The organism is Mycolicibacter algericus DSM 45454, from assembly GCF_002086455.1.
Classification (GTDB): domain Bacteria; phylum Actinomycetota; class Actinomycetes; order Mycobacteriales; family Mycobacteriaceae; genus Mycobacterium; species Mycobacterium algericum.
In genome coordinates, this window is the sequence record NZ_MVHC01000011.1 from 17,504 (window position 1) to 35,236 (window position 17,733).

General features: G+C 71.2%; 3 protein-coding genes. 1 reads left to right on the forward strand and 2 read right to left on the reverse strand.

Going from position 1 to position 17,733, the window contains the following annotated elements; all coding sequences use genetic code 11:
• Window positions 1–440: 440 nt before the first annotated feature.
• Window positions 441–13,991, reverse strand: coding sequence for a hypothetical protein (locus tag BST10_RS23295; RefSeq protein WP_165757197.1), 13,551 nt, complete (start codon window positions 13,989–13,991; stop codon window positions 441–443).
• 177 nt (window positions 13,992–14,168) lie between these two features.
• On the opposite strand from BST10_RS23295, the gene BST10_RS23300 reads away from it, so the two are divergent.
• A complete protein-coding gene (locus BST10_RS23300) occupies window positions 14,169–14,465 on the forward strand; it encodes a hypothetical protein (protein WP_165757198.1) in 297 nt (98 codons plus the stop codon).
• Here the strand turns inward: BST10_RS23300 and BST10_RS24175 are convergent.
• Entirely contained in the window at window positions 14,388–17,723 is a 3,336-nt protein-coding gene (locus tag BST10_RS24175; protein WP_207567905.1) for a PE family protein, read from the reverse strand. The two genes, BST10_RS23300 and BST10_RS24175, sit on opposite strands and share 78 nt — an antisense overlap.
• Window positions 17,724–17,733 lie beyond the last annotated feature (10 nt).

Here is a 17,733-nt window from a genome sequence, read left to right on the forward strand (position 1 = left end):
TGAACCGGGGCGTGGCCTTCGGACGCACCCGGGCGGCGAGACCGCATGCCGCCCCCTGGGACTGCGACGGTGCGGAACCGTCGCTAACTTGTCGCTTACGTTAATGACCGTTTGCGCTCAGTCAAGTCCCCGCGAATTAGTGCACGGTCATCCGGATAATCGGACAGCGCCAGGCGTCGCTTGCACCCGCGCCGAACACGGATTACTTGGTTCCACTAAGTACCTATGTTGAGCTGCTATGTTTCCGCCAAAATCTTCGCGACGCCGCGCCTCGCCACCCCAAAGCGGCGACGAAGACCGGTGCACAGCAATCGAGAAATTCTCAGCATAAACATATCTTCATCGAGGCGGAGACGAGCCCATTCGGAGCAGCGATGGGCCCAAACGCCACCGCGGCCCGGTCGAAAGACCGGGCCGCGGTGGGTTGTGGTGCGGATTCGCTACGGGGCGTCCGTACCGGGGGTGCCGGCCTCGCCGGGCGTTCCGTCGGCCTGGCCGTCACCGCCGTTCCCACCGTTGCCGGCCGTACCGCCGGCGGGGGCGTTGGCCGAGGCGCCGCCGGCACCACCGGCGCCACCGGCGCCAGTGTTGGTCGCGTCGACGTAGGTGCCGCCGCCACCGCCGACACCACCGTTACCACCGGTGCCACTGAGCCCATCACCGTGCTTGATGCTGCCCAGCCCACCATCGCCACCCTTGCCGCCGACCGCGCCGTCGACGCCGCCGGCACCGCCATTGCCACCGTTACCACCGGTGGCGCTGCCGTCGGAAGTGGTGCCGTCGTAGCCCTGGACGAGGCCCTGACCGCCGTCACCACCGGCACCGCCGGTTCCGTCAACGCCATCGCCGCTGTTACCGCCGTTGCCGCCGATCCCGATGCCGCTGGCGGTTCCGCCGGAGCCACTACCACTGCCGCCGGCTTGGACCCAGCCCATGCCGCCGGCGCCGCCCTTGCCGCCATCGCCGGCGCCGCCGTTGCCGCCGATTCCGGTGCCCGATGCCGTGGAGCCCGGGACCTCGGTCGAAAGGTGCCCCTGGCCGCCGCTACCACCCTGGCCGCCGTTGCTGGCGTCACCGCCGTTGCCACCCTTGGCGGTGCCGGTGACGGTGCCGTCGCCGTTGCCGTACGTGCCGATATTGCCGTCGCCGCCCTTGCCGCCGACACTGCCGTCGCCGGTGCCGGTGCCACCCACGCCGCCGATGGCTTCGGTCCCTCCGTCACCGGCCGTGCTGCCCGCAGCGAGGGAGTGGGTCAGCAGGATTCCTTGGCCGCCGTCGCCGCCTTCACCGCCGGCCAGGCCTTCGCCGCCGTTTCCGGCGGTGGCGGTGCCCGCCACATGGCTGCCTGCCGAAAGAGCACCGAGCCAGGCTTTCCCGCCGTCGCCACCGATGCTGTCGATGCCATCACCGGCGCCGCCCTTGCCCGCGGTCGCGGTGCCAGTGGCGGTACTGGTCGATCCGGTTGCCTGGACAACGCTCTGCCCGCCGACGCCGCCGGCGCCGCCGTCGGTTCCGGTACCGCCCTCACCACCGATGGCATGGGCATCGGTAATCGTGCTGCCATTCGTCGCGGTGACGGTGGCATCGCCTCCGGTGCCCCCGACGCCGCCGTTGTCGTCACCCTCCCCGGCGTTACCGCCGGTCGCCGAACTACCAGAGATGGTGCTGCCCGCCCCACTGGCAGTCAGGCTCGCCGAACCGCCGGCAGCAGTCTCGCTGGCATTGCCGCCGGTGATCGTGCTGCCGGTGATGATGCCGCCGTCGCTCACGTTGGCCGTAGCCGCGCCGCCGGCGAAATTGGCCGTGTTCTGACCGCTGGTGATGATCGTGTCGGTGACACCGCTCCCGGAACCACTGACGATCAGCGAGTTATCGGCGCCGGCACCACCGTCGAAGCCGTTGGGCCCGCCGTTAATACCGTCACCCCCGACAACCTGGCCGTCGTTGATGGAACCGTCGTCGGAGGCCGACATCGTCGCCGTGCCACCAGCACCGCCCGTCCCTCCGGCGCCGGTGGCCGAGCCGGCTCCGCCGGCACCACCGGCACCACCGGTTGCGCTGCTACCGGTGTCGGTGCTGGTGATCGAGCCACCAGTGTCGGCGGTGATGTTGGCATTGCCGCCGGCACCACCCGCACCGCCGGCGTTGCCGCCGCCGGCCTCGCCGCCGGCACCACCCTCGCCGCCTGTTGCGGTGGCGTCGGCCGAGCTGGTCTTGGAGAAGGCCTCGATGCTGGCCGTACCGCCCGCACCGCCGACCGCCGACGGCGCGCCCGCACCGCCCTCGCCACCGTCGCCGCCGGTCACCTCACCGGTAATGGTGCCGGCGCTGCCGTGCGTGACCAACTGACCGCTGGCCATCGCACCGCCGAGGTAAGCCCGGCCACCGTCGCCACCGGCGGCGCCGTCGATGCCGTCGACGGCGTCGCCGCCGTCACCGCCGGAACCAGCCTTTGCGGTCCCACTGACGTCGCCGCCCCCATCAGCCCGGATGTCGGCACGAGCACCCGCACCACCCTGGCCACCGACGCCGCCCAGGGCATCGTTGAGGCCGCCGTCGCCGCCGCTACCACCGACCGCCACACCATTTACGGTGCTGGCGTAGCCGTAGATCGAAGCGACACCACCGGCGCCACCGTCGCCGCCGTTACCGGCCCCACCAGCACCACCGGTCGCCTCGCCGCTCCCGTTGCCGTCCGGCGCCCAGCCCACAACCTGGCCCACACCACCGGCACCACCGGTGGCGCCGTCGGTGCCCGCACCTCCGGCACCACCCTTCGCGATGCCGTCGGTCACGACGCCCTGACTCAACGAGAGGATCTGGCCTCCACCGCCCGCGCCGCCGTTGCCGCCGAGGGTGCCTTCACCACCGGCCCCGCCGGTAGCGGTGCTGTCGACAACCTCGTTGCCGTTTCCGCCCTGGACGGCGGCGAAACCGCCAGCACCACCGGTGCTGTCCAAGCCGATACCGTCACCGCCGGTGCCACCGGTGGCATCGCTGCCGGACACCGTGTTATTGGGCAGGTTGTCGTTGTTCTGGTCGATACCCGCCGTCACACTGGCCCACGCACCAGCACCGCCGGTACCGCCGTCTTCGCCCTTACCACCGGTACCACCGGTGGCGGTGCCATCGGTGACCGAGCTGTTCGCACCGGCCGCCTGGACACTGCCGTCACCGCCAGCACCACCGGTGCCACCGTTGATGCCCTGGCCACCGCCACCGGCGATCGCCGTGCCGTGATCGACGGCGCCGCCATAGGTCGCCGTGACATCGGCATTACCACCGGCACCACCGGTGCCGCCGTTGGCGTCTCCCGCGCCGGCCTTACCACCAGTGGCAGAGCTGTCGGTGACAGAGCTGTTTGCGCCGTCAGCAGTGACGCTGGCCGAACCACCGGTGGCCGTGTCGGTACTGTGCTGACCGGTCGCGGTGCTGTCGCTGATGGCACCGCCGTTGGTGGCCTGCACGACGCCGCTTCCACCTGCGTGACCAGCGGCACCGTTGCCGCCGACCGCGCTGCTGTCGGTGACGTGCATGCCGGTGTCGTTCACATCAGGGCCGTTGCTGGTGTGCCCGATCCGGCCCTCACCGCCGGCGCCGCCGTTAAGACCGTTGGCACTGTCACCGCCGTTACCGCCGGTCGCAGACCCGTTGTCGATGGTGCCGCCGTAGCCGCCGGAACTGATCCGACCGGTACCACCGGCACCACCAGCAAGACCGTCGCTGCCCTGACCGCCGTTACCGCCCTGGGTCACACCGGTGACACTGCCACCGCCGCCGCCCTGCATGTCGGCACGGATCTGCGCGTCACCACCGATACCACCGGTGCTACCCACCCCGATGCCGTCGCCACCGTTACCGTTGATGGCTGTACCACCAGCCTGGGCGCCCTCACCGAACGCGGCGACCTGCGCGTGGAAGACAAACCCACCGCCGACACCACCATCGAGTCCGTCACCACCGTTACCGCCGGTCACCACGCTGGTCGGATCAACCACAGCCCCGATACCGGCACCGTAAATCCGCGCACCAGCACCGGCACCACCGGTCCCACCATTGCTCCCATCAGAGGTGGCGTCACCGCCGTTACCGCCAGTCGCGGTACCACCAGCCGAACCACCGTCTTGGTAGTAAGACCCCGTAGCAATCCGCGACGAACCACCCGCACCACCAAGGCTGTTGTCACCGGTGCCGTTACCACCGTCACCACCGGTGGCCTTACCAGTCACGTCGCCACCCAAATGGGCCGTGTGCGTGTTGTCCTGGTAGAGGGTCCACAGCTCGGCTGTACCACCGGCACCACCCTGGCCGCCGTCAGCACCGTTACCACCGACACCACCGGCCGCCTCAGCGTCGGAGACCGTGCCATCCAGCTGAGCCACCACCTGCGCGGCACCACCAGCACCACCAACACCGCCATTGCCATCGCCAACACCAGCGGCACCGCCCGTCACGGTCACATTGGTGACGTCGCCACCCAACCGGTCAGCCGTGCCGTTGTCCGCCAGCGACGGCAGTGTCCCGCCCGCCATGACACTGGCCGCACCACCAACAGCGGTGTCGGAGCCTTCACCACCGGTCACGTGGGTGTCCTCGATGTGGGAGCCGTCGGTGGCGATCAGGGAGGCCGCACCACCGGCACCGCCGGCACCGCCGTCACCACCGGTGACCGAGCTGGTAGCCACGGAGCTGTCCGTCCCGACGGTCGCGGTGGCGCTGCCGCCGGCCCCGTTGACACCACCGTGGCCACCATCAACATCAAGACCGTTGACAGTACCGCCAGTAACCGTGACGGTGGCACCACCACCCTTGCCGGTGCCCGTACCGGCGTTACCACCGGTGAGGTGAGCATCAGCGACATTGCCGCCGCCGGTCACGGTCAGGCTGCCCGAACCACCCAGCGTGGTGTCGGTGCTCTGCCCAGCGGTCACCGAGCTGTCAGCGACATGACCACCATCGGTGGTGATCCGCGCCCCAGGCCCCTGCTGGGTACCGGCACTGTTACCTCCGGTGACGTGACTGTTGGTGATGGAGTCGTTGGCACCCTGGGCGTTGATCACCGTGTCCGAGGCCACCCTGCCGTTAGCCCCAGGAACCCCAGCACCACCGTCACCACCGGTAGCGGTGCTACCCAAGATGGTCGAACCTTCCCCATTGGCCTGGATGTAGGTGTAACCACCCTGACCACCCACAGCCCCCGCACCGGTGGCGTCACCACCGGTACCGGCAGTCGCGATGCCATTCGCCGTGGCATGGTCGTTCAACGCCGCGACCTGGCCGCTGAAGCCGTTGCCGCCCGTGCCGCCGTCGTAGCCGTTGCCACCGTTGCCGCCGTGGCCAGCACCACTGGCCTCGGCGCCATCGCCGCGGGCGACCACACTGCCGCCACCACCCTTGCCGCCCGTACCCGCACCGGTCGCATCACCACCGTTGCCGCCGTGACCACCGGTGGCAACACCGTGCGCAGTACCACCGGAACCATTCCAGGCCCCTTCGACGTTGGCGCTGCCACCGTTACCACCCGTGCTGCCCGCGCCGGTACCCACACCACCATTACCAGCCGTGGACTGACCGTAGGCAGTCCCGTCCTGGCCCGCAGTCACCTGCGCGAAGCTGCCGCTACCACCCTTGCCGCCATCGACACCAGCACCACCTTGGCCGCCCTGGGCAATAGTGGCCGCCCCGTTGTCGTCGGTCACCGTGCCACCGTTGGTGACAAAGGTGTAACCGGCACCACCGGCACCACCCTGACCGCCGTTCTGACCCGCACCACCGTCACCGCCGGCGGCCTGAGCCAGACTCGAGTCACCGGCGACACCGATCGAGCCATCAGAAGCCCGCACGATCGCCACACCACCGTTACCGCCGGTCGCACCGGAGCCATCCGCAGCACCACCGTCACCACCAGTGGCGTTACCAGAGGTGTGCTCACCGTTACCGACGATCACACCCTCATTGGTGACACCGGCATCAACGAAGGCATCACCACCAGCACCCGCCTTACCGCCGAGCTCACCAACACCACCGTCACCGCCCTGGGCCGTGCCCTCAGCAGTGGTGTCAGCGCCACCCGCCGCAACACGAGCCGCACCACCAGCACCACCACTACCACCGGTGCTGCCGCTGTTACCAGCACCACCAATGGCATGACCATCAGTGACCGCGCCACCCTCCTGCGCCCAGACACTGGCAGCACCACCAGCACCACCCGTGCCACCATTGGCATCACCAGCGCCGGCCTTACCACCGGTCGCAGAACTGTCAGTCACCGAACTGCCGGTGCCGTCAGCGCTGACACTGGCCGCACCACCGGCCACACCGTTGACGCTGTCGCCCGCGGTGGCGCTGCTGTCGGTGATCACACCACCGTCGGTGGCGGTCAGTGTGCCCTCACTGCCGGCCTTGCCGTTACCGAGAGCACCGCTGCCACCCTGCCCGCCGGCTGCAGAACCACTGGCCTTACTGCCGCTTCCGTCGGCCGAAACGGTCGCCTTGCCGCCAGCACCACCGGTACCGACACCGCCGTCGCCGCCCTTACCGCCCTCTGCCGTACCGCTCGCGCTACCACCGTTAAGGGCCGTGATGGCAGCGTTGCCGCCCGCACCGCCCGCACCACCACCGGCGAGGTCCTCACCACCGCTACCACCGGCACCACCGGTGACCTCGGCGTCAGAGACAGTGCTGCCTGCTCCGACCGTGATGCTAGCGGTACCACCCTTGCCTCCGGCACCAGTGTCGGTTCCGGCGGCGCCACCGTCACCACCGGTGAGCGTGCTGTTCTCCACCACACCACCATCGGCGACGACGCTGGCAGTACCGCCCGTAGCGGCACCCCCACTGCCATCACCACCGTGGACAGTCGTGTCGATGACCTCGCCGCCGTTGGTGGCACTGATAGTGCCCCAACCGCCCGCATTCCCGGCGCCGGAGTTACCGCCGACGGCGTGGCTGCCACTGATGTAGTCACCACCGCTGCCGGGGTTGCCGCCGTCGGCGCCCGCGAAGATCGTGGCCCGGCCACCCCGGGTGCCGTTGACACCATCAGCACTGTCACCACCCCGGCCACCGGTCGAGGAACTGTCCTCAATGGTGCTGTTGGCCGAATTGGTCTGCACGTAAGCCTGGTGACCATCACCACCAGTCAGACCATCACTGCCGGTACCGCCATCACCACCAATCGACGTGCTACCGGTAACCGTGGAGTTCTCACCCAACGCCCGGACCCAGCCGATCGCGCCGTCACCACCCTTGCTGCCCACACCGTCACCGGTGCCGGCATTGCCGCCATAGGCCTGGTTGCCGGTGGCAGTGGCACCATCGGCCAGCGCCGAGACCTGACCACCCTGACCGTTGCCGCCGGTACCGCCATTGAGGCCATCGCCACCGGAACCACCGACCGCAATGCCCTGCGCTTCAGCACCAGCACCGCCAGCCAGGATGGAACCGCCACGGCCCAGCCCGCCAGTACCACCGCCGGTCGCGTTACCGCCGGCACCGCCGGTCGCATGACCGGAGGCGGTACCGCCGTTTCCGCCCAAACCACCGGGTTGTCCGTCACTCCAGGCCGCCTGGATACCGCCCGAACCACCGGCACCGCCGACACTGTCGGCACCTGTGGCATTGCCACCGACCCCACCGATCGCCGTGCCGGACGCGTCGCCGCCGGTCCCGAAGCCTTCCTGCCCGGCATAGACCAACCCGGCACCACCCTTACCGCCAACGCCGCCATCGCTACCGGTACCGCCACTAGCCCCGGTGACCGTCGCGTCATGAACGACGCCGCCCTGCTCTGCGCTCGCATAGCCGACGCCGCCGGCACCACCCGTGCCACCGGTGTCGCCGGCACCACCGGCACCACCGCTGACAATGGCGTTGTCAACCTGGCCACCCGAGTTGGCCTCGACCGTTGCGCTACCACCGACACCGCCGGTACCACCATCAGCATCACCCGCACCGGCATTACCGCCGGTGGCAGAGCTGTCGGTCACCGAGCTGCCGGTGCCGTCGGCGTACATGATCGCGTCACCGCCGGCGGCGGTGTCGCTGGCGTTACCGCCAGTGGCATCGCTGTCGGAGACCAACCCGCCGGCGGTCGCTGACACGCTCGCTGCGCCCCCAACACCACCTGCACCGCCGTCGCCGCCGGTAACCGTGGTCCTGATGATCGCGCTGCCGGTCCCGTCGACAATGGCCGTCGCCGCGCCGCCGTCGAAACCGTCACCGGCGTTGCCGCCGGTCACGGTGCTGTCGGCGACACTGCCACCGTTGGTGACCGCCAGCGAGGCACCGCCACCAGAGGCGGTGTCGCTGTCTTGACCGCTTTGGACCGTGGTGTTGGCGATGGTGCCGCCGTCGCTGGCAGTCATCGCGTTGTCGGCACCGTCGTGGCCGACGACACCGTTGAGACCGCCGTCGCCGGCGGCGCCACCGTTGACCGTGCCGTCGGTGATGCTGCTGCCCGCACCGTCGGCGTGGATCGTCGCAGCGCCGCCAGTTCCACCGTGACCGCCGGCCGCGGTGGTGGTTCCCGCGCCACCGTTGCCGCCGTCGGCGCCGGTTGCGGTTCCGGTGGCGGTACCGCCGTTGGTGCCGCCCACATAGGCGCCACCGCCCCCGCCACCGCCGGCACCGCCGAAGCCCGGGCCGGTGGCATCGCTCACGGCGCCGCCGCCGCCGGATCCGCCGGACCCACCGATCGCGCCGGTGCCGATGCTGGCGCCCTTACCGCCGGCTCCGCCGTCACCGCCGTTGCCGGCCGCACCGCCATCGGCCGCCGCGCCACCGGTGCCGCCGGTACCACCGGTGCCACCGGACTGGGCGATCAGCGCGCCGCTGCCAATGCCGTCGCCGTCACCACCCTGGCCGCCGGTACCGCCGTCACTGGACGTGCCCGCGCTGCCGGCGTTGCCGTCGCTGCCACCGGTACCCGTACCGGCCAGGCCAACGGCACCAGCCGCACCGCCCTCGGCGCCGTTACCGCCGTTACCGCCATCGCCCGCGACGTCACCGCCGCCGCCGCCGGCACCGTCACCACCGTCGCCCGCGGTACCGGCGTTACCACCGTTACCGGCGTCACCGCCGTCGCCCGCGGTACCGGTGGCGCTGGCACCGCCCACAGCGCCGTCACCACCGGCGCCACCGGCACCGGCGTTACCGCCATCAGTGCCGGACTGGCCGCTGCCGGCCGGGGCGGTCCAGCCCGTACCGCCGTTACCGCCGTTACCGCCGTTGCTGCCGGTAGCGCCCTGGCCACCATCGCCGCTGACACCGTCGGTGCCGGTGGCCGAGCTACCGCCGGCGCCGCCGTCACCACCTTGGCCGTACTGGTAGCCCCCCGGCGCCCACGTGACGGGCTCACCACCGGAGCCCTGCCCGCCGGCGCCGCCGTTACCCGCGGCCTGACCCGGCAGCGCATCGCCACCGTTGCCGCCCTGGCCGCCGTCACTGTTCGTGCCGCCGTCACCACCGTCACCGCCTTGACCACCGTTGCCCGAGCCGGCCGCGCTGCCACCGGCGCCGCCTTCGCGGCCCACGCCGCCCCAGCCGCCGACGCCGCCCTGGCCGCCGTTGCCGCTCAGGCCGCCGTTGCCGCCGTTGCCGCCAACGGCGGTGGTGTTGCCACCATCACCGCCGCTACCGCCGGCACCACCATTGCCCGTGGCACCCAACGCATCACCGCCGGCACCGCCGACACCACCCCAGCCGCCTACGCCGCCCCAGCCACCGTGGCCGCCATTACCGGTACCGGTCGCATCCCCACCGTTGCCGGCCACCGCACCCGCGGCACCGCCATTGCCACCGGCACCGCCGACACCACCGTCACCATCGACTGAATCACCACCGGCACCGCCCGATCCGCCGCCGAGGTTGTTCGTACCACCGGCGTTGCCGCCGAGACCACCGTCGCCGGTTCCGGTGCCGTCACCACCGTTGCCACCGGAACCGCTCTGCCCCGCGTGGCCGCCGGCGCCACCTGCGCCACCGGTGCCCGTCCCGAACGCGGTGCCACCGGCGCCACCGCCGGCACCGTTTCCGCCCGACGAACCGTTGCCACCCTTGCCGCCATCACCGTCGGCCGCGGTCGAATCCGAACCCGCACCGCCGTTTCCAGCGTTACCGCCGGCACCACCGGCACCGCCGGCACCACCATCACCGGAGCCGAGCGCGTCACCGCCGCCACCACCCAAGCCGCCGTTGCCACCGCGACCACCGTCGCCACCGTCCTGGCCGACACCGTCGGCATCCGACACGCCGGCCGAACCGTGACCACCATTACCGGCGGCACCACCTTGGCCGCCGGCACCACCGTGGCCGGTTCCCGCGCCCTGACCGCCGGCGCCACCATGGCCGCCATCACCAGCTTGAGCACCCTCGATACCGGCGTTACCGGCCGCAACCGCCGACCCATCGCCGCCGTCACCACCAGCACCGCCAACACCACCAGCACCGCCGGTGCCCTCCACGGACACATCACCGCCGGCACCACCATTGCCGCCGAGACCACCGGGACCAGCGGGGAAAAGAGCCTGGGAGTCCGAACCACCAGCACCCTCACCACCGTTACCACCGGCACCACCGTTACCGGTGGTGGCGTCACCACCACGGCCACCATTGCCGCCCGCACCACCAACAGCAGGTTCAAAGGCAGCACCCGCACCGCCATCACCGCCGCGGCCGCCATCACCGACCGAGCTGGCAGTACCGCCATCTCCACCATTGCCGCCGGCCTGGCCGACCGGGATAGGACCGACCAGGTAGAAGCCCTCGCCGTCGCCGCCTTGACCGCCGTTACCGCCGCCGCTACCGGTGCCCGCAGTGCCGTCGTCGCCATCACTGCCACCTGCACCCGCGCCAGCCAGACCGACGTTGCCGGCCGCACCGCCTTCGGCGCCGTTACCACCGTCACCGCCGTCACCACCGGTGTTCGTGCCGCCGCCACCGGCGCCGTCACCGCCATCACCGGCCGTGCCCGCGCTGCCGCCGTTGCCAGCGTTGCCGCCATCACCGGCGTTGCCGTTGGCGCTGGCGCCGCCCGCGCCACCGTTGCCTCCCAGGCCGCCGGCACCAGCGTTACCGCCGTCACTGCCGGATTCACCACTGCCAGCCGGGGCGGTGTAGCCGTGACCACCGTCGCCGCCTGTGCCACCGCTACCGGCATTACCGCCGTGGCCACCGGCACCTGCAATCGAGCCACCGGCACCACCGGCACCACCGTTACCACCGGTGCCGCCTACGCCACCCTCAGTGCCGTCGGTGTTGCTGTCGGTACCGGCATCGCCGGCCAGACCGGTGGCGCCGTCACCACCGTGGCCGCCGGCCCCGCCGTTACCGTGGTCGCCACCCTTACCACCGGCGCCACCGTGACCGCCCGCGGTCCCCGGCACAGCACCTGGATCGGTGGCTGCGTTGTAGCCGTCGCCGCCCTTGCCGCCGTTGCCGCCGGTGGTCGGCGTGGCACCATCCGTACCTGTTTGACCCGCGGTCGCGCCGGTGCCGACCTGGCCGGCCTCGCCGCCGGTACCGACGTTGCCGCCGTCGCCGCCCTTGCCGCCTTCTGTGTTGATGGCATCGCCATTCGCGCCGTCGCCACCATTGCCGGCCGCGCCACCAGCGCCACCATCACCGGCGTTACCACCGGTGCCGGTGCCGCTGCTACCACCGTTACCACCGGTGCCGCCGGTGCCACCAGCGCTGCCGTCTTCACCGGCATCGCCGGGATTGACACCGTTTTGGCCGTTGTAGCCGGCACCACCGGCACCACCGGTGCCACCGTCACCACCGTCGCCATCGGTGGCACGCGTGGTCCCATCGATCTCTAGGCCGCCCTTACCGCCATCACCACCGGTGCCACCGTCACCACCGGTACCGCCGTCGACACCCAACGAACCGGCCTCACCGATGTGGCCGGTTCCACCGTGGCCGCCGTCGCCACCGATACCGGCGGTGCCGTCATCACCACTGTCAGCCGTACCGCCCTTACCGAGCCCACCGGCACCGCCCTTGCCGGCATCACCACCGGCACCACCAGCGCCACCGGCATAGCCATCGAGGTGGGTGTCGGTGCCATCAGCACCATCAGCACCCCGACCACCAGCACCACCGGAACCACCAGCACCACCGACACCGCCCAGGCCCAGCTCACCAGCCGTGGAACCCGAGCCGCCAGCACCACCGGAACCACCGTTACCACCATTGGTGCCCGACTCACCAGCACCACCAACAGCACCGTCACCAGCACCTTCGACCGCGTCGGTGCCCGACTGACCCTCATAGCCCGCACCACCGGCACCACCGGTGCCACCATTACCACCGACGCCATCGGTGGCACGCGTGTTGTCGACCTCTAGACCGCCCTTACCGCCGTCACCACCGGTACCGCCGTTGCCGCCGTTACCGCCGTCGACACCCAACGCACCGGCAGCACCTTCGAAGCCGTCGCCACCGACACCACCGTCGCCACCGATACCGGCCGTGCCGTCATCACCACTGGCAGCCGCGCCGCCCTTGCCGAGACCACCGGCACCGCCCTTGCCGGCATCACCACCGACACCACCAGCGCCACCGGCATAGCCGTCGAGGTGGGTGTCGGTGCCATCAGCACCATCAGCACCCCGACCACCGGCGCCACCGGAACCACCAGCACCACCGACACCGCCCAGGCCCAGCTCACCAGCCGTGGAACCCGAGCCGCCAGCACCACCGGAACCACCGTTACCACCATTGGTGCCCGACTCACCAGCACCACCAACAGCACCGTCACCAGCACCTTCGACCGCGTCGGTGCCCGACTGACCCTCATAGCCCGCACCACCGGCACCACCGGTGCCACCATTACCACCGACGCCATCGGTGGCACGCGTGTTGTCGACCTCTAGACCGCCCTTACCGCCGTCACCACCGGTACCGCCGTTGCCGCCGTTACCGCCGTCGACACCCAACGCACCGGCAGCACCTTCGAAGCCGTCGCCACCGACACCACCGTCGCCACCGATACCGGCCGTGCCGTCATCACCACTGGCAGCCGCGCCGCCCTTGCCGAGACCACCGGCACCGCCCTTGCCGGCATCACCACCGACACCACCAGCGCCACCGGCATAGCCGTCGAGGTGGGTGTCGGTGCCATCAGCACCATCAGCACCCCGACCACCGGCGCCACCGGAACCACCAGCACCACCGACACCGCCCAGGCCCTGCTCACCAGCCGTCGAACCCGAGCCACCGGCACCACCGGAACCACCGTTACCACCATTGGTGCCCGACTCACCAGCACCACCAACAGCACCGTCACCGGCACCTTCGGCAGCGTTGGTGCCCGACTGACCCTCATAGCCCGCACCACCGGCACCACCGGTGCCACCGTTACCACCGACGCCATCGGTGGCACGCGTGTTGTCGGCCTCCAGGCCGCCCTGGCCGCCGTCACCACCGGTACCACCGTTGCCGCCGTTGCCGCCGGCCACACCCGCGGTGGTGGAGTCGGCACCTTCGAAGCCGTCGCCACCGACACCACCGTCACCACCGACACCAGCCGCGCCGTCATCACCGCTGGCAGCCTGGCCGCCCGCACCGAGGCCACCGACACCACCCTTACCGGCGTTACCACCGGCACCACCAGCACCACCGTCATAACCATCGACATGGCTTTGTGTGCCCTCAGCACCATCAGCACCGTCACCACCAGCGCCACCGGAGCCACCGTTACCACCCGCTCCACCAGCACCCTGCTGGCCCTGCGTCGAACCCGAACCACCGGCACCGCCGGCACCACCGTTACCACCATTAGTGCCCGACTCACCAGCACCACCAGCCGCACCGACACCAGCGCCTTCGACCGCGTCGACACCGTCCTGGCCGTCGTAACCGTCACCACCGGAACCACCGGCACCACCATTGCCGCCCACACCATCATCGGCACGCGTGTTGTCGGCCTCCAGGCCGCCCTGGCCGCCGTCACCACCGGTACCACCGTTGCCGCCGTTGCCGCCGGCCACACCCGCGGTGGTGGAGTCGGCACCTTCGAAGCCGTCGCCACCGACACCACCGTCACCACCGACACCAGCCGCGCCGTCATCACCGCTGGCAGCCTGGCCGCCCGCACCGAGGCCACCGACACCACCCTTACCGGCGTTACCACCGGCACCACCAGCACCACCGTCATAACCATCGACATGGCTTTGTGTGCCCTCAGCACCATCAGCACCGTCACCACCGTCACCACCGGAGCCACCGTTACCACCCGCTCCACCAGCACCCTGCTGGCCCTGCGTCGAACCCGAACCACCGGCACCGCCGGCACCACCGTTACCACCATTAGTGCCCGACTCACCAGCACCACCAGCCGCACCGACACCAGCGCCTTCGACCGCGTCGACACCGTCCTGGCCGTCTTAACCGTCACCACCAGAACCACCAGCACCACCATTGCCGCCCGCACCATCAGCAGCACGCGTGTTGTCGACCTCTAGGCCGCCCTGGCCACCGTCACCACCGGCACCACCGGCACCACCGTTGCCGCCGGCCACACCCGCGGTGGTGGAGTCGGCGCCCTGGAAGCCCTTGCCGCCCTGGCCACCGGCACCACCGACACCGGCCGAGCCGTCGGTTCCGTCGGCAGCTTTCCCGAGGCCATCGCCGTTGGCGCCACCGGTACCGGCCTTGCCGGCGTTACCACCGGCGCCACCGTGGCCGCCGGCGGTGCCATCCACATGCGAGGCGGTGCCGTCAACACCGGCAGCGCCTGCCGCACCGGCGCCACCGTTACCGCCATTGCCACCGACACCACCGAAACCGTCTGCGCCCTCGTTGGCGCCCTGGCCGCCGACGCCACCGACACCGCCGTCGCCACCGACACCACCGTTGGTGCCGGCAGCGCCCGCGGTAGCTCCGGTGACACCGTTGCCGCCGTTGCCGCCCTTACCGCCGGCGCCACCGGCACCACCATCGCCCTGAAGCGCGCGGGTGCCATCGGTCTCCAGGCCGCCCAGGCCACCATCGCCACCGGCGCCGCCGGCGCCGCCGTTGGTGCCGTCGATGCGCCCAACGCCACTGTTGGAGCCGTCTACACCGTCGAAGCCCTGACCACCGGCACCACCCTTGCCACCGACACCGGCCGAGCCGTCGGTGCCAGCCGCGGCGGTGGTGCCGTCACCGTTGTCGCCACCGACACCACCCTTACCGGCGTTACCGCCGGCACCGCCGGCCTGACCCGCCGTGCCATCCACGTGAGCCGCGGTGCCGGCAACACCGTCGGCACCCGCAGCGCCGGCACCACCCGAGCCACCGTTACCGCCTTCGCCACCAGCGCCGTGGCTACCCGCATTGGCGCCCGTGCCGCCGACACCACCGGCGCCACCAGCACCACCGTTGCCGCCGTGCTCGCCAGCCTCGCCGGGGTCGACTCCGGCCAACCCGTCATATCCGGCGCCACCCTTACCGCCGGCGCCACCGTCACCGCCATCACCAGCGGCCGCACGGGTGTTGTCGGCTTCCAGACCGCCCAAGCCACCGTTACCGCCGGCACCACCGGCCTGACCGGCCCCACCATCGGGGTTAGCTTGCGTGCCGTGGACACCGTCGGCGCCGTCCTTACCGTCGCCACCGTTACCGCCGACACCCGCCGTCCCTGCCGCAGCCCGACTGCCATCAGCCTCCACACCACCGATGCCGGCATCCCCACCGACACCACCGTTGCCGCCCGCCGTACCCGCAAGCGCCAAAGCATCAGCGGCGGCGTCATAGCCATCGCCGCCTTCGCCGCCGTTGCCGCCCTTGCCCGCGATGCCACTGGCGCCGCTGTCAGCGAAAACTCCGTTACCCGAAGAACCACCCGAACCACCGACACCGGCGTTACCGCCGTTGCCGCCGGCCTGACCGGCCCCACCATCAGGGTTGGCGGCATCACCCTGAGAACCGCCACCACCGTGGGCACCATCAGTGCCGCTACCACCCTTGCCGCCGACACCACCAGCACCATGGGTACCGGCGGTCGATCCGGTGCCACCGACACCACCATCGCCACCGACACCACCGTTGCCACCCGAGACTCCTGCCGCCGCGCCCTCGGCGACCGCGTCATAGCCGGCGCCGCCCTTGCCGCCGGCGCCACCGTCACCGCCGACGCCCGTGGCCGCCCGGGACCCGTTGGCCTCCAGGCCACCCAGACCGCCGTTACCGCCGGCGCCACCGCTGGTGCCGGCCGTGCCGTCGGGGTCGACTGCGGTGCCCGCTTCCCCGGCAGCACCGTCCTTGCCGTCACCACCGGCACCGCCGACGCCGGCCGCACCCGCGGCCGCATGCGTCGTGCCATCAGCCTCCAAGCCACCCAGGCCCGCGTCGCCACCGGCGCCGCCATTGCCGCCCGCGGTACCCGCGGCGGCATCATCGTCGGAGGCCGCGTCATAACCCTTGCCGCCGGTACCACCGCTGCCGCCCTTGCCGGCCGTACCGGCCGTACCGCTGTCGGCCTGACCGCCGGCGCCGTGGCCGCCGGCGCCGGCCTGACCGGCATTGCCGCCCTGCCCACCGGCGTGACCCGCCGCGCCGTCGACGTGGTCGGCGGTGCCGTCGGCGCCGTCCGCGCCGTCGCTGCCGTCACCACCTTCACCGCCGTCGCCGCCGACCCCGCCGGCGCCCTGAGCACCTGCGGTGCCCGCGGTGCCGCTACCCATGAACCAGCCGCCCGCGCCGCCGGCGCCCGCCTTACCGGCAGCGCCGCCGTTGCCGCCCTGGCCGCCGTTACCGGCGTCGGTTCCATCGGCACCGTCGCCGGTGCCGTTAAGGCCGTCCTCGCCGTCGCCACCGGCACCACCGGCGCCGCCGTTACCGCCCGCGCCGCCCTTACCGCCGGCGCCGAACAGGTACGAACCCCTGCCGCCGGCACCACCGTTACCACCGGCGCCACCGTTCTCACCGGCGCCGCCATTGCCATCCGGGGCCAGGATGCCGGCCAAACCGGCGGCACCGGCCACACCATCACCGCCTTGGCCGCCGGCGCCGGCGGTGCTGAACAGACCCCACAGGGCGGCGTCACCACCGATGCCACCGGTGCCACCGGCGCCACCGGCGGTAACCGCGTCGCCGCCGTCACCACCGGCGCCACCGTGGCTGAACCAGGAGAACAGGCCGGCAGCACCACCGGCACCGCCATCACCGCCGAGGTAGCCGTCCCCACCGGCACCACCGTCGCCACCGAACAGGCCACCCTGACCGCCGGCACCACCGTCGATCAGGCCGTCCGTGCCGTCGGCGTCCCAACCGGCACCACCGGTGCCGAAGATCCACCCGCCGGCCGCGCCGTCTGGGTTCTCCGCGGTGCCATCGGCGCCGTTGCCAAACGGCATCCACCAGTTGATCTCGTTCCAGCTGAACGCCGCAGAACCGGGCAGGTCGAAACTGGCCGCCCCGACACCGCTCAGATCCAGATCAGACAGGATCACATCCCAGACGGCCGGGTCACCCACATTGTCGAAGAATGGCGACCAACTGACCGGGTCCAACACCAACTGCCAAGCGTCCTGATCAGCCCAGTCGGCGCTCAGGGTAGTCAGGGCATCGCCCAGGCCCTCGCCGAACAAGTCGATGAGCACGTCGTCGAAGTCCGCGTGCGCTGGCTGCACTCCCAGCGGGGACATGCCGAAGGCGAGGAAGGCTCCAATCGCCGTCCCGGCGCCGAACACCCGGCTGCTGCGACGCCCCTTGGAACCACTTTGACGATGACGGGCCATGGCGGCATCC

Bases quoted from the DNA above. Each gene is read 5' to 3' on its own strand.
- BST10_RS23300 (WP_165757198.1), top strand. From the start codon at position 14,169: ATGGCTTTGTGTGCCCTCAGCACCATCAGCACCGTCACCACCGTCACC.
- BST10_RS24175 (WP_207567905.1), bottom strand. From the start codon at position 17,723: ATGGCCCGTCATCGTCAAAGTGGTTCCAAGGGGCGTCGCAGCAGCCGG.